Raw genomic sequence first — 20,760 nt, forward strand, 5'->3', positions numbered from 1 at the left:
TGCTCAGACGATGCCCCGGGTGCGGATGTCCGACTCCAGGCTCGTGCCGCTGATGTCGAGGTAGATGCGGCGTTCCGTGATGGAGACCGTCATGGCGCTCCGCCGCTCGAGCTGGGCGGCCACGGCGTCGACGAACCCCGGGTCGAAGCTGTGCAGGCGGATGTCCTCGGCGCGGTGGATCCGCTTGCCAGCCCACAAGCCGGCCACCCGTGCGGGGTCGCGATGCGTGTACACCGCGACCCGCGACGCCTGCAGGCTGCCGGCGTGCAGGCGCGCGGCATCCGGAGCGCCGACCTCCACCCACGCGGTGAGGGCACCGGTGAGGTCGCGGGCGAGCACGGCCGGCTCGTCGGTGGCGGAGATGCCCTCGCTGAACGCGATGCCGTCCTCGTACTCGAGGCAGTACGCCAGCACGCGCGTGATCAGGAAGGCGTCGGTCTCGGACGGATGCCGCGCCACACGCACGGACAGATCCTCGTAGACGCCCCGGTCGATGTCGGCCAGCTGGATCGTGAAGGTGTACATCGTCGCGCCGGCTGCCATAGCGATCGAGCCTACGCGGTCGCGAACCCCGGGCCGGGCGCGTGCGGTCGCTGATGTTCTTCCAAGTTTTCCCGGCGCCTCGACGAAGATGCCTTAGGTTGACTGCATGGCTGGGGAGCTGACGGGAGTCCGGGGTGCGTCGCGACGGCGACGCATCGCCGCGACGGCGGTGATCGTGGTGGTGTGGCTGGCGATCTTCCTCCTGGGAGGGCGCGCGTTCAGCCAGCTCAACGACCTCGGCACGAACGACCGCGTGCAGTTCCTGCCGGCCAGCGCCGAATCCACCATGGTGCAGGAGCAGCAGTCCCGGTTCCGCGCGGAGGGCTTCTCGTACGCCGTGGCGGTCTTCAGCTTCGACGAGCCCCTCGATGAGCACGCCGCGCCGCTCATGGAGCGCTCCATCCAGCGCATGGAACCGATCGAGGGTGTCGACGTCTTCCGCGCGACCCCCATCATCGTCTCGGACGACCGGCTCGCCGCCGAGCTGGTGATCCCGGTGGACGCCGCCGGAGAACTCGACGAAGCCGTCGCCGACCTGCGCGCGGGACTGGCGCAGGCGGTGCCGGAGGCATCCGGGGTGTACATCACCGGCGGCGCCGGCTTCGCGGCCGACATCATCGCGGCGTTCTCCGGGATCGACGGCCTCTTGCTGCTCGTGGCGCTCGGCGCGGTGCTGATCATCCTGATCGTCGTCTACCGCTCGCCGCTGCTGCCGATCATCGTGCTCGCGACGAGTCTGTCCGCGCTGTGCGGCGCGGTGCTGGTGGTCGCCGGCCTCGCACGGTCGGGGGCGATCCTCCTCGCCGGCCAGACGCAGGGGATCCTCCTGATCCTCGTGGTCGGTGCCACGACCAACTACGCCCTCCTCTACATCTCCCGCTACACCGAGGCGCTCACCCGGCACGAGTCCCGATGGGATGCCACGTGGGATGCGCTGAGACGGTCATGGCAGCCCATTCTCGCCTCGGGCCTGACGGTCATCGCCGCGCTGATGGTGCTGCTCGCCAGTCAGCTCGACTCCAACCGCACGCTCGGACCGATCGCCTCGATCGGCATCGTGTTCGCCCTCCTCGCGTCCTTCACCCTCCTCCCTGCGCTCCTGTACTGGGCCGGAAGGGCGGCGTTCTGGCCGCGGAAGCTCACCGCGCCGCCGCCCGATGCCACGGTCCTGGAGGCATCGGGAGTCTGGCCACGGCTGGCGCGGTTCATCCGGCGCAGACACCGGCTGGTGTGGGTGGCGACCTCCCTGGTGCTGGCCGTGATGGCGCTCGGCGTGACCCAGCTGAAGGCGGACGGCTCGCCCTCGAGCGAATACGTGACCGGGCAGTCGCAGGCGCGCGAGGGTCTGGCGGTGCTCGGCGAGCACTATCCCGCGGGCTCGGGGACCCCCGCTGTCGTGATCGTGGACGTCGAGCGCTCGCTCGACGCCGTCGCGGCCATGCTCGAGGTCGACGGCGTGGACCATGTGCGCATCGCGACCCTGGGGGGCCCCACGCCGGTGACGGCGGACGGCGTGCAGCCCTTCGCCGCCGGGTCGGGCATCGCGCTCGCGCCCCTCGTGCTGGACGGCCGGGTGCTCCTGGAGGCCACGCTGACGTCGGCCGCCGACACGCCCGCCGCAGAGGCGACGGTGAGGGAGCTGCGCGCCGCGCTGGACGACGTCGGGACCGACGTGCTGGTGGGAGGTCAGACGGCGATCGACGTCGACGCGAACGCCGCGGCGATCACCGACCGCACGCTCATCATCCCCGCGATCTTCCTCGCGATCGCGCTCATTCTCGTGCTGCTGCTGCGATCGGTCGTCGCGCCCCTGATCGTCATCGGCAGCGTCGCGCTCTCGTTCGCCGCGGCGCTCGGCGTGTCCGCTCTCGTCTTCAACACGGTGTTCGGATTCTCGGGCGCCGACCCCACCGTGCCGCTGTTCGCGTTCGTCTTCCTCATCGCGCTCGGCGTGGACTACAACATCTTCCTGATGACACGCGCGCGCGAAGAGACGCTGCACCACGGGCCGCGAGAGGGCGTCCTGCGCGCACTTGTCGTGACCGGGGGCGTGATCACGTCCGCCGGAATCGTGCTGGCGGCGACCTTCGCAGCGCTCGGCGTGCTGCCGCTGCTGTTCCTCGCCCAGATCGCGTTCATCGTGGCCTTCGGCGTGCTGCTGGACACGTTCGTGGTGCGCACGCTCCTCGTCCCGGCGCTGGTGTACGACCTCGACCACCGCGCGTGGTGGCCCAGCCGGCTGGGCCGTGCCCGCCCGGCGCGGCCGGAGAGCCTGGATGCCTCGACCGGCGGTGCGGGCTCGGGCGAGCCGGCCGCCGGGGAAGCGCTGCCGTCCGGCGAGGCCATGCGCGCGGACGGCGACGCCGCGCGCGTCTGAGATCACGTCGCCACCGCTCTAGCGGATCGGAATCTTGGGCTTTCCTTTAGGCTGCCTCAGCAATTCATCAGGCCGAATCATTCCTGCAGATCACCTCGAAAAATCCTTGCCGTTGGCTGGGTGATGGAGTAGACAGAGCCTGCAGTCGTTCTTGCCCGACGTCTGCGCGGCCGGCTCAGGGGATCCGGCGCATCATTTGGGGATATGGGTGGCGACGCCCGTAGGAGGCATTTGCCGTGGACGCAAGAACATCTACACGCACGCGGATCGAACCGGGTTTGTCAGCGGCAACGCTGCAGATCGCGGCCGCAGTCACAGCGATCATGGCTTTGGTCGTGACGCTGCTGTTGGCACCACCACCGCCGACAGCGAGAGCCATAACCGACGAGGATCCCTCGTTCGTGCTGACGCAGAACGACTTGGAGTTCATCCTCCGTCAGATCCAGATCTCCGAGGCGCACGCGGCGGACGAGCTGAACCCGTCCAACTACGAGCTGTACTGCCCCGCGCAGGGCACCGCGGCTCAGAACTGCGTGCCCGACATCATGCGGCCCGCGGGCGTACGCACCGTCGACGGCAGCTACAACAACCTCGTCGCAGGTCGCGGCGGGTACGGCTCCTCCGACAACGCGTTCCCCCGGCTGCTGCCGGAGCTGTGGCGGCAGGCTGAGCCGGAAGCGCTCGACCTCGGATTCGACGCCAACACCCCCGAGCAGATGGCTGCGTGTGGCGGGACGGGCAACACCTGCTACTCGCAGACGGATGGCAACGTCTACGACTCCCACCCGCGTGAGATCAGCAACCTCATCGTCGACCAGACGACGAACAACCCGGCCATCGTGAACCAGGTAGAGGCGGGCACGGCCATCCCCGTCCCCGGCACCGACCGCGTCACGACCCCGAACACGGCGCCCGACGAAGAGCTGTCGGCGCCGTTCAACACGTTCATGGGCTTCTTCGGGCAGTTCTTCGACCACGGTCTCGACCTCGTCGACAAGGGCGGCAACGGCACGATGATCATCCCGCTCGCCGCGGATGACCCGCTGTACTGCCTGCCGACCGGCGTGCGTGCACAGGACGAGACCATCACGTGCAACCCGGACGCGAACTTCATCACCCTGTCGCGGGCGGACCGCCTGGAGGACGAGGCGGGCAACCCGACGAACCAGCACGCGAACCTCACCAGCCCGTTCATCGACCAGAACCAGACCTATGCCTCGCACCCCGCGCACCAGGTCTACCTGCGTCAGTACGAGCTCGTCGAGGGCGTTCCGCAGCCCACCGGTCGCCTGATCGAGGGTGTCAACGGCGGGATGTCGACGTGGGCCGACGTGAAGGCGCAGACCAATGAGATCCTCGGTCTGAACCTCACCGACGCCGACCTGCTGGATGTGCCGCAGATCGCGGTCGACCCGTACGGCAACTTCGTCCGGGGGGCGAACGGCTTCCCGATGTTCCTCCTCGTCAACGAGGCGGGCGAGACCCAGTGGCTCGAGGGCCAGCCTGGCGGCGTCACGATCCCGGCCGGCTGGTCGAAGGTCGGCACCGGACACGCGTTCCTTGACGACATCGCCCACGGATCGACTCCGGTCGTCGGCGAGAACGGTGAGCTGCTGCCCCGCTTCGACGAGAACGGCGAGCCGATCCTCGACGAGAACGGCGAGCCCGTCCTCACCGGGTACGACAACGCCACCCTCGACGCTCACTTCATGGCCGGCGACGGTCGCGTGAACGAGAACATCGGCCTGACCGCCGTGCACGCGGTGTTCCACGCGGAGCACAACCGCATGGTGGGGCAGATCCTCGATGTGCTCAACGGCGCGCGTCCCGAGCTCGAGGCGCAGGACTCCGACGAGCGCGGCGGCATCGCCGAGTTCGCAGCGGCGTTCCGCGGCGAGAACCACTCCTACGCGTCCGACCGTCCCGAGGACCAGCTGCCCGGCTACGTGCCGGCGGACAACCCGGCGGCCGCTCCGGTCGCGGGTCAGGCGGACGACTGGACGTTCCAGGAGCGTCTGTTCCAGGCGGCGAAGTTCGCGACCGAGATGCAGTACCAGCACCTCGTGTTCGAGGAGTTCGGTCGCAAGATCGCGCCGACCATCGACGCTGTCGTGTTCAACGAGAACAGCTACAACGCCGACATCAACGCGGCCATCACCGCCGAGTTCGCCCACGTCGTCTACCGGTTCGGGCACTCGATGATGACCGAGGAGATCGGCCGCGAGCCGCTGCTCGAGGGCGACTCGGGTGCGATCGCGCCGGACGGTGCGGGCGATGTGCCGCTGCTCACCGGGTTCTTGAACCCGGACGAGTTCGACCACAACGGCCAGCTCAGCCCGGAGGAAGCCGCAGGGACGCTGATCAACGGCATGACGTCGCGGATCGGCAGCCAGATCGACGAGCACATCGTCGACGTCCTGCGTAACAACCTCCTGGGTCTGCCGCTCGACCTTGCCTCGCTGAACCTGCTCCGCGGCCGCGACGCCGGTGTTCCGTCGCTGCAGACCGCGCGTCAGACGTTCTTCCAGGCGACGGGCGACGACGACCTGCGTCCGTACACGAGCTGGAACGACTTCGGGCTCAACACGAAGAACGGCAACAACTTCGGACGCGCCGGTGAGCGGGCGTCGCTGGTGAACTTCGTGGCTGCCTACGGCACCCACGAGACGATCACCAACGCCACCACGCTGGAGGAGAAGCGCGCCGCCGCCGCTCTGCTGGTCAACGGTGCGCCGCTCGGTGAAGAGTTCGTGATCCGGTTCGCCGGGCCCGACCGCTTCCAGACGGCGCGCGTGATCGCGGAGCGTCACTTCCAGCCGGGAGTCCCCGTCGCCTACATCGCACCCGGGTACAACTTCCCGGACGCCCTCGCGGGCGGCGCGCTTGCGGCGGCCACGGGTGGCCCGATCCTGCTGGCGGGGCCGACGGACACCGGTGAGCTTCCGCTCGCCACGGTCTTGGCCCTCGCGCACCTCGAACCGCAGCGGATCGTCGTGCTCGGTGGCCCTGCGGCCGTCGGTCCGAACACCGTTGCCGCGCTCAACGACGTGTCCGCCACGGACGCTCCCGTCGAGCGGATCTCGGGTGCGGATCGCTTCGAGACGGCAGCCGAGATCGCGCGTCAGCTCGAGCCCGGCGGCCGGGTGTTCATCGCCAACGGCCTGAACTTCCCCGACGCCCTCGCGGGCGCGGCGGTGGCCGCCGCTGACGGCTCGGCCGTCCTGCTGGTGACTCCCACGGGCATCCCCGCAGCGACGGCAGAGGTGCTCGGCGAGCTGAACCCGTCTGAGATCGTGATCCTCGGCCAGACGGCTGCGGTCTCGGCCTCGGTCGCGGCGCAGCTGGGTGGTTTCACCACCGGCGACGTGATCCGGCTCGGCGGGGCTGACCGGTACGCGACGGCGATCGACATCACGCAGCACTTCTTCCCCACGGGGGCGGACGCGCTGTACCTGGCGACCGGAGCGAACTTCCCGGATGCTCTCGCGAGCACCCCGGGTGCCGGCATCAACGGCTCGCCGCTGCTGCTCGTTCCTCCGACAGGGCTGACGCCGGAGCTGATCGCCGAGATCCAGCGGATCTCGCCGCAGCAGATCCGGATCCTTGGCGGCACCGCAGTGGTGAGCGAGGAGGTCGAGCTCGCGCTCGCCGAGTTCGCTCCCGAGCCGCTGCAGGCCCCCGAGGACCGTCTGGAGTTCATGAACAGCACGGGCGCCTGGGCTGGAGTCGAGACGGGTCTGAACAACGTCGACTTCTGGGTCGGCGGTCTCGCGGAGCGGCTGAACCCGTTCGGCGGAATGCTCGGATCGACGTTCAACTTCGTGTTCGAGACGCAGCTCGAGAAGCTCCAGTTCGGTGACCGGTTCTACTACCTGTTCCGCAACCAGGGCGAGCAGCTGTTCGCCGCACTCGAAGGCAACACGTTCTCCGACATCATTCAGCGGAACACGGATGCCTCCAACCTTCCGGCAGACATCTTCGCGCTGCACGACCCCATCCTCGACGTCGATGACTTCGCAGGTGGAGGCGCGCTGCCCGCGGGTCTGATCCAGGAGCCGGACGGCACGTACCGCTGGAGCGGTGACGAGCACGTCGAACTCCACGGATCCGACGCCAACGACCGGATGCGGGGAGACGAGGGTGACGACGCCATCTGGGGTTACGCCGGCAACGACCGCATCGAGGGCGGGTCGGGCAACGACGCGCTCGTCGGCGGCACGGGCGACGACATCATCACCGACTCGTTCGGCGATGACAACCTCAAGGGCAAGCAGGGCAATGACGTCATGCACAACGGCCCCGGCGACGACCTGTCGATCGGTGGTCTGGGTGACGACTTCATGATCAACGGCGGTGGTGACGCGACCACGCTCTTCGCAGGGCTGGGCGACGACGTCACCCTCGGCACCTCCGGCCGCACGACGGTCTTCGGTGGCGAGCACAACGACTGGGTCGAAGGATCCAGCCACGCCGACCTGCTGCAGGGCGACAACGCCGACCAGGCGCAGAACGACACCCTGGGTGGCAACGACGTCGTGATCGGTCGCTTCGGCAACGACGACATCGAGGGCGAGGGCGGTGACGACATCATTGTCGGAACCTCCGTCGGCACCGATCGTCACCTCGGAAACCTGGGCTTCGACTGGCTGACCTACTGGGGCACGCCGGATGGAGTGGTCTCCGACTGGGCATTCAACCGGGTGTTCGAGACGCAGAACCAGCTGGCTTCGCGCTTCGATCTCCTCGAGGCCCTGTCGGGCGGCGTCGGGAACGACACGCTCCGCGGTCCGCTCGTGGAACCGGACGACTTCACCACGCTGAGCGAGGCGCCCCTCAACAAGGCGACCGAAGCGTCGCTCGACCTGGTGGACGGCTTCGAGGCCATGCTGCGGCCGACGGCGACGCACCCCGTGACCGGTGACGAGATCGCCCTCGGCGACTTCGCCCTCCCGATCCTGCGGGACGCGCCGGAGATCGACGCGGACGGCGTGCACAAGGTGATGATCGCCGGACCCGGCAGTGACACCGTCGAAGGACGGGGTGGCAACGACTACCTCGACGGCGACGCGGTCCTGCGGGTGCAGCTGCAGGCGACGCTCAACGACGGCACGGTACTCGTCGTCAACAGCGCGTCGGAGCTGGTGACCCACGCGGTGGAGGGCCGGCTGAACCCGGGCAACATCGAGATCATCCGCGCGATCGACATCGACCGCGCAGATGGGGCGACCGACACGGTGCAGTACGCCGATGTGCGGGCCGCGTACGCGATCTCGGAGATCGGGTTCGAGGGCTCCGGCTACTGGTCGGTCGCTCACACCGCGGTCCAGGAGGCCGAGGAGAGCGACGGCACCGACACCATCGTCGGGTTCGAGCGCATGCAGTTCGCGGACGGCTGCGCCGAGCTGATCGAGGGCGAGTGGGTGTCCTGCGAGCCGTCGGCCTTCGTGCAGATGGCGCCGATGGACCCGGTGGAGGGCGAGCCCGTCACCGCGACCCTGTGGGCGGATGAGGCGTTCACCGTCGACTTCGATGAGTCGGCTGTGACCAACCTCCTCTACACCTGGTGGGCCGGCGAGGGCGACACCCCCGCCACGGTGGGCGAGTGGGAGGTGCTCGCCACCACGACGAGCCCGACCTACGTGCCCACTCAGGCGGCTGTCGGCCAGTTCCTCCGCGTGACGGTCGGCTACACCGACCCGGCGGACGGGCTGTTCCGGGCGGCACGGTCGGCGGTCTCGACGACGCCGGTGGCGGATGTGCAGCAGAACGGCACGCTCACCATGCAGTCGGTGGCTCCGTTCACCGTCGGCACGCCGATCATCCCCGGCGTCCCGAGCGACCCGGACGGGCTGTTCGAGGAAGGCGCGCTCACCTACCAGTGGGCGTGGACGACCGACGACCCGGCATCGCCCACCGCGGTGTGGACCGACATTCCGGCTGACGCCGGCGGGACGGCGAGCGCGTACGCGCCGACGGCCGCTGACGTCGGACGGACGATCCGGGTGACCATCGGCTACGTCGACGGCGCCGAGACCGCGCAGACCGTGTCTGCGTACACCTCGGTACCGATCTCGGCAGCGCCGTGACGAAAGGGGTCCCGGCCGATACGCTCCCCGTGTCGGCCGGGACCCCTTCGTCCCCTCGGTCCGGAGCACACCGGACCAGCCGGCTTCGGCCGGTGTCGCCGTCCCGGCGATCAAAGCTCGCGTGGTCCCTCACCGGCGGTCTCATACCCGCCCGGACGTGACCCCAACCGGCCGACGGCAGAGATCGTCTGCGGGTTCGAGCGACCGGCTCCGTTGCGCAAGCGGATGCCGGGGGCGCCTCGCCGCAGCCCGTGGGCTCGCCGGGAACGGCCGAAGGGCCGGTTCGAGAGAACCGGCCCTTCGCGCTGCCTTCGAGCCCGGGACGAGCGTCAGCCCCGCGGCCACTCGATGAGCAGCAGGCCCTGCTTGGTGTCCGCGACGGTGACCTGGCCGTCCGCGAACCGGTAGGTGATGCCGTACCCGTTCTCATCGGGGGCGATGACGGTGCTCGGGCTCTCGGTGACGTACACGGCCGATGCATCCTCCTCGCGGATCCATCCCTGCGACACGAGCTCGGTCTGCGCAGCGGAGGCGGCCTCCTCGTCGAGGGGCGCCCAGCCGAAGGTCTGTCCGTGGTCGCCGGCGGGGCCGCTGAAATCCGCCCACATGCACTGGATCCCGCCCTCGATCTGGGTGCTGCCGATGTACAGCGGCTTCTCCTCTGCGCTCCAGCCGATGCTCTCGAAGTCGGCCACCACGGTCTCCCCGATCAGCGTCTCGCACGTCGGAATCTCGTTCGACGCCGGTTCGGGCTCTGGCGTGGGGGACGGGTCCGGGGCGACGGTGGTCGGTGTCGCCGCGTCGCCGGTCTCTTCGGGGGTCGCTTCCTCGGGCGCGCCGGAGCAGGCGGTGAGGACCGTCGCGGTGAGGACGAGCGCGGCGGCGGTGCCGAGGATCCGGGGCGCAGGCATGGCGTATCTCCGTGGGGAAGGGAGGGGCGGACGGGCGTCAGGCGGAATGGAGCAGATTGAGGAAGGCGGAATGCAGCACGCGATTGGTCGCCAGCGCGGAGCGATCCGACACGGAGTCGTCGCCGTCGAACGACGTGAACCTGCCGCCGGCCTCGGTGACGATGGGCACGAGCGCGGCGATGTCGTACTCCCGCACGCCGAACTCCGCCACGAGCTCCAGCCGTCCCTCGGCGAGCAGCATGTACGGCCAGGTATCCCCGTACCCGCGGTCCCGCCACACCGACGACGTGAGGCGCTCGAGGGCGTCGAGCTTGCCGGCATCCCGCCACTGCCCGATGCTCTGGAAGCTCACGCTGGAATCGGCGATCGAGTCGACCCGCGACACCGACAGGCGCCGGCTCTCGCCGGTGGGGCTGTTCGTCCAGGCGCCGAGACCCGCAGCCGCCCACCATCGGCGGCCGATGGCCGGCTGGCTCGCCACGCCCACCCGCGGCACGCCGTCGATGGCGAGCGCGATGAGCGTCGTCCACATCGGAATGCCCTTGAGGTAGTTGGCGGTGCCGTCGATGGGGTCGATGATCCACTGGCGGGCCGACTCGCCGCTGGTGCCGAACTCCTCGCCGAACACGGCGTCGCGAGGCCGTTCCTGCTCGAGGATCGCGCGGATGGCGCGCTCGGTCGCGAGATCGGCCTCGGTCACGTGCGTGGCATCCGCCTTCACCCGCACCTCCAGGTCGGCCGCGTCGAAGCGGGACATGGATGCGGCGTCGGCGGCGTCTGCGAGGCGCAGCGCGAGGTCGAGATCCTCGGACAGATCCCCCTCGAACGGCGTGTCGAACGTCGATGGCGAGAGGGGGGAGGTCACCCGACCAAGGATACCCGGGGCGGTCCGCGCTCGATTTCACGTTGTGTGATCGTGATGGTAACGTTGATCCTCGGTTCGCCGCGTCGCGAGCCGAGCACCTCTAGCTCAATCGGCAGAGCAACTGACTCTTAATCAGTGGGTTCTGGGTTCGAGTCCCAGGGGGTGCACACACGTCAGAAGGGCGGTCCGAAAGGGCCGCCCTTCGTCGTCCCCGCAGGTCCCGATTCGGTAACGACGCCGCCTCGACTTGACCCGGACACGGAGCGATGCCTAGATTGCAAGAACCTGAATCGGGTCTCAGGTCGGGTTTTCGCTCCCGACCTCAGGGACCAACACCTTCCAATGGGGAAAGGCACGCACATGCGGGTTACGAAGAAGTTGCTCCTGGGCTCTGTGGTCGCCACAGCTGCGATGGCCCTCGCGGCGTGCGCGCCGCCCGCCGGCGCGCCGTCTGGCGAGGCGACCGACGGCGGGGGCCCGGCCGAGGTCACCGTCGGCATCGTCACGAGCGAGTCGGGTCCGCTCGCCGGCTACGGCAAGCAGTACCTCGACGCGTTCGAGGCCGGCCTCGACTACGCCACCGACGGCACCGGCCAGATCGACGGCACGACCATCACCATCGAGAACCGCGACGACGCAGGCGACCCGGACAAGGCCGTCACCGCCGTCAAAGAGCTGATCGGCGAGGGCGTGAACATCATTGCCGGCACCGCGTCGTCGGGGGTCGCCCTCGCGGTCGCCGAGCAGGCGGCCCAGAACAAGGTGCTCTACATCTCCGGGCCGGCCGCGGCCGACGCGATCACCGGCATCAACGAGTACACCTTCCGATCCGGCCGTCAGAGCGCGCAGGACGTCGCCACCGCCGGAACGTTCCTCGACGACATCGAGGGCAAGACGGTGGCGGTCTTCGCGCAGGACAACGCATTCGGGCAGGGCAACGTGGCCGCCGTCCAGGCCATCCTCGGCGCCAAAGGGGCGACGGTCACTCCGGTCCTGGTCGCCGAAGACGTGACCGAGTTCACGCCGTTCGCGCAGCAGGTGCTCGCCGGAGCTCCCGACCTCGTCTTCGTGGCGTGGGCGGGTGCGACCTCAGGCGCGATGTGGCAGGCGATGAGCCAGCAGGGGGTGCTCGACGAGATCCCCGTCGTCACCGGACTCGGCGACGCTGCGACGTTCGGTGCGTACGGGGAGGCATCCGAGAAGATCAACTTCCTCAATCACTACTTCCCGGGCGGACCCGACAACGACGTGAACGCTGCGATGGTCGAGGCGATCGAGGCGGCCGGCGGCACCCCCGACCTCTTCAGCCCCGACGGCTTCAACGCGGCGATCATGATCGTCCACGCGATCCAGGAAGGCAAGGGCGACGTCGACGCGATGGTGTCGGCACTGGAGGGCTTCGAGTTCGACGGACCCAAGGGCGCGATGACGGTGCGCGAAAGCGACCACGCCCTCATCCAGGAGATGTACCAGGTGAAGCTCATCGCCGACGGCGGCAGCTTCGTGCCCGAGCTCATCGACACGGTCGCCGCCGACGAGGTCGCCCCGGCCGAAGCCGAGTGACCCGGAGCATCAAGCGACGATGAGCACCCAGATCCCGTCCGCGCCCCGCGCGGAGTCCGCCCGCCGCGGCGCTCCGCTGCGCATCGAGGGCCTCGGCCTGCAGATCGGCGGCGCGACGATCCTCAAGGACGTCGACCTCGACGTCGCGGCTGGCGCCCTCGTGGGCGTCATCGGTCCCAACGGCGCCGGCAAGACCACGCTCTTCAACGTGATCTCCGGGCTCATGAAGCCCACCGCCGGCCGTGTGGTGCTGGACGACCGCGACATCACGACGGCGTCGGTGCCCGCACGGGCGCGGGCGGGACTGGGGCGCACCTTCCAGACCTCGAGTCTGTTCCCCAAGCTGTCGGTGCTCGAGAACGTGCGCCTGGCGGCCCAGGTGTCGCTGGGCGGCTCCGGTTCGCTCCTGCGATTCCCGAAGCGGACGGATGCCGCGACCGCACTCGCACTCGAGAAGCTCGAGGTCGTCGGGCTCGACCACATGCGGGACGCGATGGCCGGTGACATCTCCCACGGCGACAAGCGCAAGCTCGAGATCGCGGTGCTGCTGGCCACCGAGTCCCGCATCGTGCTGCTGGACGAGCCGATGGCGGGCGTCGCCTCCGGAGACGTGCCGGGACTGGTGCAGAACATCCGCGACATGCAGCGCGAGAAGGGCTGCACCCTGCTGATGGTCGAGCACCACATCGACGTGCTGATGGGACTGGTCGAGAAGGTGGCGGTGATGTACTTCGGCACGATCATCGCCTACGACACGCCGCAGAGGATCATGGACGACCCGCTGGTGCAGAGCGCGTACCTCGGCACCGGCGCGACGGGGACGGAGGCCGCATGAGCGCGGAGCCCATCCTCACCGTCCGGAACCTGCGCGGCACGATCGCGGGTCAGCAGGTCGTCGAAGACGTGTCGTTCGACGTGCCTGCGACCGGCATCACCGCGGTCCTCGGCCGCAACGGCGTCGGCAAGACGTCGACCCTCCGCGGGATCCTCGGCCTCATCACCCGCCGCGGCGAGGTGCGCCTCGCGGGTGAGCGCATCGACGGCCTGCCGACGCACCGCATCGTCCGGCGGGGCGTGGGCTACGTGCCGGAGGACCGCGAGGTCTTCGCCAAGCTGACCGTCGCCGAGAACCTCGCGCTCGCGGAGCGGCAGCGCCATCCGCGGCACGAGTTCGTCGCCGGGCTCTTCCCCGATCTGGTCGCGCGCCGCGACCAGCAGGCAGGGACGCTTTCGGGCGGCCAGCAGCAGATGGTCTCCGTCGCACGGGCGCTTCTCAACGACAACCGGCTGCTGCTGGTCGACGAACCGACGAAGGGCCTCGCGCCGAAGATCGTGACGGAGGTGGCCGACGCGCTGGAGGAGGCGTCCAGAACCGTGCCGATCCTGCTGGTCGAGCAGAACCTCGACGTGGTGCGCCGCCTCGCCGAGGACGCCGTCGTCATCGCGGGCGGACGCGTCGCGCATGTCGGCAAGGCACGGGAGATCCTCGACGACGACGACCTGACCCGCCGCCTGCTGGGCGTGCACGTGGAGAACGTCCTATGAGCACCCTCGTCCTGACACTGATCACCGGGATCGGCCTCGGCGCCCTCTACTTCCTGGTCGCGAGCGGACTCAGCCTGATCTACGGGCTGATGCACGTGCTGAACTTCGCGCACGGGGCCTTCCTCACGCTGAGCGCCTTCATGGGCTTCATGGTGGCCCAGGCGCTCGGCACCGACTCGTGGGGGTCGTTCCTGCTGTCCGTGCTCGTCGGCGCCGCGGTCGGTGCGGTGTTCGCCACGCTCACGGAGCTCGTCCTCATCCGCCCGCTGTACGAGCGCCACATCGAGCAGGTGCTCGTGACGGTCGGCCTCTCCTTCGCCGCCGTGGCGCTGTTCGAGGGCATCTGGGGCACCGATCCCATCCACATCTCGGGGCCGCCCTGGCTCAAGCAGACCACCGAGGTGCTCGGCGCCCGCATCCCGAACACCTACTGGGTGCTCATGATCGCCGCCGTGCTCGTTCTCGCCGCGCTGGTGCTCTTCCTGCAGAAGACGCGGTACGGCATGATCATCCGCGCGGGGGTGGAGAACCGCTCCATGGTGACGGCGCTCGGCATCGACGTGCGGCGTTCGTTCACACTCGTCTTCGCGATCGGGGGCGCGGCCGCGGGCATCGGCGGAGTGCTCGCGATGCACTACTCGACGTTCGTGTCGGCCCACCTGGGGCAGACGCTCCTCATCTTCGCTTTCATCGTCACCGTGGTGGGGGGCCTCGGATCGCTGACCGGCGCGGCCGTGGCATCCGTCCTCGTCGCGGTGCTGCAGCAGTTCGCGAACTTCTACCTCGGCGGGACGGGCGACTTCATCGTCGTGATCCTGCTGGCAGTCGTGCTGCTGGTGCGGCCGAGCGGGCTCCTCGGGAGGAAGGCATGATGCGCCGGTACGTTCTCATGATCGTCGGGGCGGCGCTCGTCGTCCTCATGGCGATGCTGCCGCTGCTCAACCTCTCGCTCCCGGGCATCCTCCCCACGCCGACGTACATGCCGGGCACGCTCGCGCTGCTGTCGCTGTGCATGGTGTTCGCGGCGCTCGCCCTGTCGTACAACCTGCTGCTCGGATCGGGCGGGATGCTGTCGTTCGGTCATGCGCTCTACTTCGGCGCGGGCGCGTACGGCCTGGGCATCGCGCTCGAGCACTTCGGCGTGCCGCTGTGGCCCGGGATCTTCCTCGCGCTGATCGGCGGCATGGTCATCGCGCTGGTCACCGGCGCGGTGTCGATGCGGGTGTCGGGCATCCCGTTCGCGATGGTGACGCTCGCCTTCGCACAGGCGGGGTCGGTGCTGGTGCGCCGCAACTCGCAGGTGACCGGCGGCGAGGAGGGACTGAGCCTTGCCACCGAGCAGGTGCCGGACTTCCTCATCGGCGTCATCAACACGCGCAATCTGTACTGGTTCACGCTCGCGGTGCTGGTCGTCGTCTACCTCGTGACGCTGTGGGTCGACACCTCGCGCCTCGGCCACCTCGCCCGCGCGACGCGCGAGAACGAGCAGCGCGTTCGGGTGCTCGGGCTGTCGCCGTACCGCGTGCGACTCATCGTCTTCGTCATCGCCGCGGCGCTGGCGAGCCTCGCCGGCTTGGCGTACATGCTGCTGCAGTCGGGCACCGTCCCGCGGGCCGTGTCCGCGGACCTCACCATCACCGTGCTCGTCATGGTCGTGCTGGGTGGCGTGGGGTTCCGGTGGGGTGCCATCGTCGGTGGTGTGCTGTACACGCTTCTCGACCAGCGACTCACCGTGCTCGCAGGGTCCGAGGCCATCGCGGGCCTCCCGGACTGGCTGCGCGTGCCGCTGTCTGAGCCGCTGTTCCTCCTGGGTGTGCTGTTCATCGTCGTGGTGATGTTCCTCCCCGGCGGCATCGCCGGCACGATCGACGGCGCGGTCCGCCGCCGCCGGGGCGAGCGGGTGCGCACGTCGCTGCGCGGGCTCGACGACGCCGAGCGGGCGGCGGAGACGACCGAGGCTCCGCTCGAGGTGCGCTCGTGATGTGGAGCGTCGATCCGCACCTGGAGGACGAGCCGCACACGATCGGCCGGTGGATCACCGATCGCGCCGGACGATCGCCGGATCGCGTCGCTGTCGACGACCGCGGCGTGACCACCGACTACGCGACGCTCGCCGCCCGGGCCGGCGAGCTCGCCGAGAGCCTGCGGCGGGCCGGGTACGGCCCCGGAGACCGCATCGCGACGGTGTCGGGCAACTCCACCGATCACGTCGTCGCGTTCTTCGCCTGCGCGATCGCGGGCATCGCCTTCGTGCCGCTGTCGTGGCGGCTCACACCGCGCGAGCTCGCCGAGGTGCTCACCCGCTCGGCGCCCGCGCTCGTGCTCATCGAGGACGAGCACGCCGCACTGGCCGGCGACGCCCTGCGGATCGCGGGCGGGCCGGCGCCGGCCGCGGCACTGGGCACCACCGGGATCGAGGCATCCGTCCCGCCCTCCCTCCATCCGCGGACCCGTCGGCCGGTGCGCGACGACGACCCGCTGCTCGTCATCTTCACGTCCGGCAGCGAGGCGGCTCCGAAGGGCGTCGTGCTCACCCACGCCAACTGCTTCTGGAACAACCTCGCCCTCGCACAGGCGCTGCCGCTGACGCAGGAGGACGTGGTGCTGGCGATGCTGCCGCAGTTCCACGTCGCGGCCTGGAACTGCCAGCCGCTGCTGGCCTGGTGGGTCGGGGCGACCGTCGTTCTCGAGCGCTCGTTCCAGCCCGCCCGGGTGCTCCAGCTCATCGCCGACCGGGGGGTGACCGCGATGATGGGCGTGCCCACCCAGTACGCGTTGCTCGCCGCGGATCGCGCCTGGCTGTCGACGGATGCCTCGTCCCTGCGCCTCGCCCTCGTCGGCGGCGCCACCATGCCGATGTCGCTGCAGGAGGCCTGGGGTGCGCGCGGCATCCCCCTCACTCAGGGGTACGGTCTGACCGAGGCGGGCCCCAATGTGCTGCACCTGGCCGCCGCCGAGGCCGCAGGCACCGCGGGCGCCGTCGGGCGTCCCTATCCGTACGTCTCGGTGAAGGTCGTCGATCCGGCCTCCGAGCTGACGCTGGAGGGGGCGGCGACCGGCGAGCTGTGGGTCCGGGGCCCGAGCGTCTTCGCCGGCTATCTCGGCGACGAAGCCGCCACCGCCCGCGCGATGAGCGGGGAATGGCTGCGCTCCGGCGACCTCGTCTCCCGCGACGCGGACGGGAACTTCCGGGTCGTGGAACGGCTGAAGGACATCTTCATCTCGGGCGGCGAGAACGTCGCCCCCGCCGAGGTCGAGTACGCCCTGTGCCTGCACCCGCTGGTCGCCGCGGCTGCCGTCGTCGGCGTTCCCGACCCCGTCTGGGGCGAGCGGGGCGTGGCGTTCGTCGTGCCGGTCGCGGGTGCGGCGCTGGCGGAGGACGAAGTGCGCACCCACGCCCGCCGCAACCTCGCCGCGTTCAAGGTGCCGGTGCGGATCGTGCTGGTCGACGAGCTGCCGCGGGCGACGATCGACAAGCTCGCGCGGTCGCGGCTGCGTGAACAGGCACGCGCGCTGATGGATCGCTCGGGGGAGAGCGAGCAGGGGACGCCCGCCGCCGGCGCCGGGCGCACGAAAGGGGAGTCCGCATGAGCATGCCCGATGACATCGCCGAAGAAGAGGAGCTGATCTCGTCGGCGACCGGCCGTCCGCTCACCAAGCGCGGCGAGGCCACCCGCCGGCGCCTGCTCGAGGCGGCGGAGCTGGTGTTCGCCGATCAGGGCTACCACGAGGCATCCATCGTCAAGATCACCGAGCGTGCCGGAATCGGTCTGGGCACCTTCTACCTGTACTTCGACAGCAAGCAATCGATCTTCGAGGAGCTCGTGCTCGATCTCAACCGCCGGGTGCGGCACTCCATGTCGGAGGCCATGGCGGGTGCGGCGTCCCGACTCGAGGCCGAACGCGCGGGCTTCGCCGGATTCTTCCGCTTCACTGCTGAGCACCCCGCGTTGTACCGCGTCGTGCGCGAGGCCGAATTCGTCTCGCCGGAGGTGCTGCGCACGCACTACACGCGCATCGTCGAAGGCTACGAGGCAGGCCTGCGCGCGGCGCAGGAAGCGGGCGACGTCGACCGGGGGCTCGATCCCCAGACCACCGCCTGGGCGCTGATGGGCATGGGCGAGCTCATCGGCATGCGGTTCCTGCTGTGGGAGCGCGACGCCGAGGGCAGACCGCCGGCGGAACTGGATCCAGTGGTGTTCGCCGGGATGTCGCGGATCATCGACAACGCCCTCGCTCCGCGGAGCGCCGACGAGGAGAAGGAACGCTGATGACAGACAACGATCTCGCGGGCAGGCGCGCCGTGGTCACCGGCGGCGCCAGCGGCATCGGCCTCGCCTGCGCGCACGAGTTCGCATCCCGCGGCGCGCACGTCACGATCGCCGATCTCAACGAGCACGCCGCGACGGATGCCGCCGCCGCTGTGGGCGGCGTGCCCTGGGTGATCGACCTCTCCGACACGGCGGCGCTGGAGCATCTCACCCTCGACGCCGACATCCTCGTGAACAACGCCGGCATCCAGCGGGTGTCGCCGATCACGGAGTTCGACCCCGACGCGTTCCGCCTGCTGCTGCGGCTCATGCTCGAGTCGCCGTTCCTCCTCATCCGCGCCGCCCTTCCCGGCATGTACGAGCGCGGCTGGGGCCGCATCATCAACATCTCCAGCGCGCACGGCCTGCGCGCGAGCGCCTTCAAGTCGGCCTACGTGTCGGCCAAGCACGGACTGGAGGGCCTGTCCAAGGTGACGGCGCTCGAGGGCGCTCCGCACGGCGTCACCAGCAACTGCATCAACCCGGCGTACGTGCGCACGCCCTTGGTCGAGAAGCAGATCGCCGACCAGGCGAAGGTGCACGGCATCCCCGAGGACGAGGTGGTCGAGAAGATCATGCTCACCGAGAGTGCGGTCAAGCGCCTCGTCGAGGCGGACGAGGTCGCGTCGCTCGCGGGCTGGCTCGCTTCCGAGAAGGCCGGCATGGTCACGGGCGCCTCGTACACGATCGACGGCGGGTGGACGGCCCGATGAGCGACGACCGGATCGCACCGGCAGCTCCCGGCGGCACGGTGGCGGCGGCCGCGACCCACACCTACCGCGAGATCGACGTGCCGGTCGCCGGCGGGCTGCTGCACACCGGGGTGTGGGAGCCGGCCGCCGCACCGAGCGACGAGGTGGGCGACCCGCCCACCGTCCTGGTCGTGCACGGCGTCACGGCCTCGCACCTGGCATGGCCGTTCGTGGTGGACCGGCTGCCGGGAGTGAGGGTCATCGCCCCCGACCTGCGCGGTCGCGGGCGAAGCAACGGTCTGGCCGGCCCCGCCGGCATGGGCGCGCACGCCGCCGACCTCGCCGCCCTCCTCGACGCGCTCGGTGTCTCGCAGACGGTGGTGGTCGGGCACTCGATGGGCGGATTCGTCGCCGTCGTCTTCGCCGACCGCCATCCCGACCGGGTGTCGCGCGTCCTGCTCGTCGACGGCGGACTGCCGCTGGATGTGCCGGCGGGCCTGAGCACCGACGCCCTGGTGGCGGGCATCCTGGGTCCCACCGCCGCGCGGCTGTCGATGCGATTCAGTGGGCCGGAGGAGTATCTGGACTTCTGGCGGAAGCATCCCGCGTTCGCCGGTGCGTGGACGCCCGAGCTGGAGCGCTATCTCGCGTACGACCTCGTGGACGACGGCGAAGGCGCGTACCGCCCGGCGACGAGCTATGCCACGACCGCGGACGACACGGTGGACATGAACACCGGCAGCGCCCTGCCGGAGGCGCTGGCGGGGCTGCGGCATCCCACTCGCCTCCTCACGGTGCCGCGTGGTCTGCGGAACGAGTCGCCGGGCCTCTACGCACCCGAGCACCTCGCACGCCTGCTCGCGTCGTACCCGGCTGTCGCGCACGAGCGGATCGAGGGCTTCAACCACTACACGATCGTGATGTCGCCGTCGGGTGCCGACGTCGTGGCCGCCGCGGTGCGCGAGGAGCTCGCCGCGGTCGCGGTCCCGTGACCCTCAGCGGGAGGCGGCGATGCGGGTCGTCAGCTGATGGGCGTGGGCGAGCAGCGTGCGGCCGAGTTCCGGAAGTCGCTCCGCGCCGAAGCGGAACTGGACGCCCGTGAGGCTCAGCGCCCATTGCGGGTGCCCCTCACGGGTGAAGACGGCGGCGCCGATGCCGTAGGACCCCTCGACGATGAGCCCGGGGTTCACGGCGTAGCCGCGCTCCTGCGTCTCGCGCAGCCGGGCGCGCAGGCGCGGCTCGCTGTGCGACGCGCCCCACTCGGTGGCGAGGTGCGGATGACGCTCGAAGTAGGCGTCCACATCGTGGCGCGGCAGGAACGACAGGATGGCCAGCCCGGCGGAGGCCACGCCGAGCGGGAAGCGCACGCCCTCCGAGAGCACGAACGACCGGATCGGAAAGCTGCCCTCCTCGCGGAGCAGGCAGACCGTCTCGTCGCCTCGGCGCACCGACAGGAACGCGCTCTCCTCCGTGCGCACGGCCAGCGAGCGCACGATGTCCCTCGCCACCGCGGTGATGTCGTACCGGGATGCCGCGACGGTTCCCATCAGGAAGAGCTCGGGCCCCGGCATCCACCGTCCGGTCTTCTCATCGTGGTCCACGAGGCCCTCGTGCCGGAGGGCTGTCAGCAGCCGATGGGTCGTGGGCCGGGTGAGCTCGGCGCGCCGCGCGAGCTCCGCCACGGCCATCCCCTCCGCGCCGCCGGAGGTCACCAGGCGCAGCAGCCGGGCGGCCCGAGCGACGGACTGGGCCCCGGGCACGGTGCGGTTGAGAGGTGCGTCCACAATATGGACGGTAAGCCACCGCGCATCCACATCGCAAGCGCGGCGTAGCGCCAGCCCCGCGGGCAGGGAAGCATGGTGTGCAGA

15 protein-coding genes and 1 tRNA gene are annotated in these 20,760 nt (G+C 70.0%); 12 read left to right on the forward strand and 4 right to left on the reverse strand.

The window, feature by feature from the left end; all coding sequences use genetic code 11:
• Positions 1 to 3 precede the first annotated feature (3 nt).
• Positions 4 to 543, reverse strand: a complete 540-nt coding sequence (locus IR212_RS06460) for a YaeQ family protein (RefSeq protein WP_194398113.1) — start codon at positions 541 to 543, stop codon at positions 4 to 6.
• A 106-nt stretch (positions 544 to 649) separates the two neighbouring features.
• Between IR212_RS06460 and IR212_RS06465 the strand changes: the two genes are divergently transcribed.
• The gene (locus tag IR212_RS06465; protein ID WP_194398114.1) at positions 650 to 2,920 is read left to right on the forward strand and encodes an MMPL family transporter; all 2,271 of its coding nucleotides are present in this window, start codon (positions 650 to 652) and stop codon (positions 2,918 to 2,920) included.
• 401 nt (positions 2,921 to 3,321) lie between these two features.
• Positions 3,322 to 9,006 carry a peroxidase family protein gene (locus IR212_RS06470; protein WP_194398115.1) on the forward strand — a complete coding sequence of 1,895 codons (5,685 nt, stop codon included), beginning with the start codon at positions 3,322 to 3,324 and terminating at the stop codon, positions 9,004 to 9,006.
• Between the two features lie 329 nt (positions 9,007 to 9,335).
• Here IR212_RS06470 and IR212_RS06475 read toward each other — a convergent pair whose 3' ends face one another.
• Positions 9,336 to 9,917, reverse strand: coding sequence for a hypothetical protein (locus tag IR212_RS06475; protein WP_194398116.1), 582 nt, complete (start codon positions 9,915 to 9,917; stop codon positions 9,336 to 9,338).
• A 37-nt stretch (positions 9,918 to 9,954) separates the two neighbouring features.
• The gene (locus IR212_RS06480; protein ID WP_194398117.1) at positions 9,955 to 10,782 is read right to left on the reverse strand and encodes an inositol monophosphatase family protein; all 828 of its coding nucleotides are present in this window, start codon (positions 10,780 to 10,782) and stop codon (positions 9,955 to 9,957) included.
• Between the two features lie 94 nt (positions 10,783 to 10,876).
• On the opposite strand from IR212_RS06480, the gene IR212_RS06485 reads away from it, so the two are divergent.
• From IR212_RS06485 to IR212_RS06530, 10 genes are all read left to right on the forward strand, one after another.
• A tRNA-Lys gene (locus IR212_RS06485) sits at positions 10,877 to 10,949 on the forward strand.
• A 193-nt stretch (positions 10,950 to 11,142) separates the two neighbouring features.
• Complete coding sequence (locus tag IR212_RS06490) at positions 11,143 to 12,345, forward strand: substrate-binding domain-containing protein (protein WP_194398118.1); 1,203 nt, start codon at positions 11,143 to 11,145, stop codon at positions 12,343 to 12,345.
• Positions 12,346 to 12,364: 19 nt separating this feature from the next.
• Positions 12,365 to 13,180: an ABC transporter ATP-binding protein gene (locus IR212_RS06495; RefSeq protein WP_194398119.1), complete on the forward strand. Its 816-nt coding sequence runs from the start codon at positions 12,365 to 12,367 to the stop codon at positions 13,178 to 13,180.
• The gene (locus IR212_RS06500) at positions 13,177 to 13,890 is read left to right on the forward strand and encodes an ABC transporter ATP-binding protein (RefSeq protein WP_194398120.1); all 714 of its coding nucleotides are present in this window, start codon (positions 13,177 to 13,179) and stop codon (positions 13,888 to 13,890) included. The genes IR212_RS06495 and IR212_RS06500 overlap by 4 nt, the downstream gene beginning before the upstream one ends.
• Positions 13,887 to 14,762 (forward strand): branched-chain amino acid ABC transporter permease, encoded by an 876-nt coding sequence (locus tag IR212_RS06505; RefSeq protein ID WP_194398121.1) that lies wholly within the window; start codon positions 13,887 to 13,889, stop codon positions 14,760 to 14,762. The genes IR212_RS06500 and IR212_RS06505 overlap by 4 nt, the downstream gene beginning before the upstream one ends.
• Positions 14,759 to 15,871, forward strand: coding sequence for a branched-chain amino acid ABC transporter permease (locus IR212_RS06510; protein ID WP_194398122.1), 1,113 nt, complete (start codon positions 14,759 to 14,761; stop codon positions 15,869 to 15,871). Before IR212_RS06505 ends, IR212_RS06510 begins: the two co-directional genes overlap by 4 nt.
• Positions 15,871 to 17,481, forward strand: coding sequence for a class I adenylate-forming enzyme family protein (locus IR212_RS06515; RefSeq protein WP_194398123.1), 1,611 nt, complete (start codon positions 15,871 to 15,873; stop codon positions 17,479 to 17,481). The genes IR212_RS06510 and IR212_RS06515 overlap by 1 nt, the downstream gene beginning before the upstream one ends.
• A complete protein-coding gene (locus IR212_RS06520; protein ID WP_194398124.1) occupies positions 17,478 to 18,161 on the forward strand; it encodes a TetR/AcrR family transcriptional regulator in 684 nt (227 codons plus the stop codon). The genes IR212_RS06515 and IR212_RS06520 overlap by 4 nt, the downstream gene beginning before the upstream one ends.
• Positions 18,161 to 18,913, forward strand: a complete 753-nt coding sequence (locus tag IR212_RS06525; RefSeq protein WP_194398125.1) for a 3-hydroxybutyrate dehydrogenase — start codon at positions 18,161 to 18,163, stop codon at positions 18,911 to 18,913. The genes IR212_RS06520 and IR212_RS06525 overlap by 1 nt, the downstream gene beginning before the upstream one ends.
• Positions 18,910 to 19,884, forward strand: a complete 975-nt coding sequence (locus IR212_RS06530; protein ID WP_194398126.1) for an alpha/beta hydrolase — start codon at positions 18,910 to 18,912, stop codon at positions 19,882 to 19,884. Before IR212_RS06525 ends, IR212_RS06530 begins: the two co-directional genes overlap by 4 nt.
• A gap of 3 nt (positions 19,885 to 19,887) precedes the next feature.
• Here IR212_RS06530 and IR212_RS06535 read toward each other — a convergent pair whose 3' ends face one another.
• On the reverse strand, positions 19,888 to 20,676 hold the full coding sequence (locus IR212_RS06535; protein ID WP_228479515.1) for an IclR family transcriptional regulator: 789 nt from the start codon (positions 20,674 to 20,676) through the stop codon (positions 19,888 to 19,890).
• Positions 20,677 to 20,760 lie beyond the last annotated feature (84 nt).

It is taken from the genome of Microbacterium atlanticum, from assembly GCF_015277815.1.
Lineage (GTDB): Bacteria > Actinomycetota > Actinomycetes > Actinomycetales > Microbacteriaceae > Microbacterium > Microbacterium atlanticum.